Here is a 1,800-nt window from a genome sequence, read left to right on the forward strand (position 1 = left end):
AGAAGTTAAAGAGCTAATCAAAAGAGAATATGAGCACGGTTTCGTCACCGAAATCGAGTCTGAGACCTTTGAGCCTGGTTTGAACGAAGACGTTATCCGCCGCCTATCAGCCAAGAAAAATGAGCCGGAGTGGATGCTTGAATGGCGTCTTCAGGCTTATAAAGTATGGCAAGAGATGGAAGACCCAGAATGGGCTCACGTTAACTTCCCTAAAATCGATTACAACGACATTGCCTATTATTCTGCTCCAAAATCTAAAGATGATGGCCCGAAAAGTCTCGACGAAGTTGATCCAGAGCTTTTGAAAACCTATGAAAAGCTTGGCATTCCATTACACGAGCGCGCTCGACTCGCTGGTGTTGCCGTTGATGCTGTATTTGATAGTGTTTCTGTCACCACGACATTCAAGGACAAGCTAACTGAAGCTGGCGTTATTTTCTGCCCAATTTCAGAAGCGGTTCATAAACATCCTGAGCTCATCAAGAAGTATCTGGGTTCTGTTGTTCCTCAAAAAGACAACTACTACGCGGCACTAAACTCAGCTGTATTTTCTGACGGATCATTTGTTTACATCCCGAAAGGCGTGCGCTGTCCGCTAGAACTATCGACTTACTTCCGAATTAACGAAGCAAAAACCGGTCAGTTCGAACGTACACTAATCATTGCTGAAGAACGTAGCCATGTTAGCTACCTTGAAGGCTGCACCGCGCCAATGCGTGATGAAAACCAGCTTCACGCAGCTGTGGTTGAACTCGTTGCAATGGACGACGCTGAAATCAAATATTCAACGGTTCAAAACTGGTATCCCGGTGATGAAGAGGGTCGAGGTGGAATTTATAACTTCGTAACCAAACGCGGCGCATGTATTGGCAAGAACTCTAAAATTTCGTGGACGCAAGTAGAAACTGGCTCTGCCATCACATGGAAATACCCTAGCTGTGTATTACGCGGCGAAGGCAGTGTTGGTGAGTTCTATTCTGTTGCGCTAACAAATAACGCTCAGCAAGCCGATACGGGCACGAAGATGATCCATATTGGTAAAAACACGAAGAGTACGATCATTTCGAAAGGTATTTCTGCCGGTAAAAGTGACAGCAGCTATCGCGGCTTAGTCAAAATTGCGCCGACCGCTGAAGGTTCAAGAAACTATACGCAATGTGACTCTCTATTGATTGGCGACAAGTGTGGCGCTCATACCTTCCCTTACATCGAAAACAAAAATAAGAGTGCGATCGTCGAGCACGAAGCGACGACCTCAAAAGTCAGCGATGACCAACTGTTCCTTTGCCAACAACGAGGCATTGATGCAGAGCAAGCCGTTTCAATGATTGTTAACGGTTTCTGTAAGGAAGTATTCAAAGAGCTTCCGATGGAATTCGCGGTTGAGGCAACCAAGCTATTAGAAGTCAGCCTTGAAGGCAGTGTAGGTTAATTAAAGATTAAATCTTGCGGCGAGTTGTGCGACGCATACGAATGGAAAAGACGAATGTTAGACATTAAAGATTTACAAGCATCAGTTGAAGAAAAGCAAATCCTTAAAGGCTTGAACCTTGAGGTTAAGCCTGGCGAAGTTCACGCAATCATGGGCCCAAATGGGAGCGGTAAAAGTACACTTTCTCAGGTACTCGCAGGCAACGAAGCTTATGAAGTGAACGGCGGCACGGTTACTTTTAATGGCCAAGATCTCCTTGACATGTCGATTGAAGACCGCGCGCGTGAAGGTGTGTTTCTAGCATTCCAATACCCTGTTGAAATTCCAGGCGTCAGCAACCTTCAGTTCTTGCGCACCGCGATCAACAA

Annotated in this window: 2 protein-coding genes; both read left to right on the top strand. The window is 45.7% G+C overall.

The annotated features are described in order from the left end of the window. The first annotated feature begins 16 nt into the window (after window positions 1–16). Window positions 17–1,432 (top strand): Fe-S cluster assembly protein SufB, encoded by a 1,416-nt coding sequence (sufB, locus tag A3738_RS12865; RefSeq protein WP_082890043.1) that lies wholly within the window; start codon window positions 17–19, stop codon window positions 1,430–1,432. A 54-nt stretch (window positions 1,433–1,486) separates the two neighbouring features. After that, a partial coding sequence (locus A3738_RS12870) for an ATP-binding cassette domain-containing protein (RefSeq protein ID WP_156504240.1) occupies window positions 1,487–1,800 on the top strand: 314 nt, incomplete at its 3' end.

The organism is Oleiphilus sp. HI0066 (assembly GCF_001635725.1).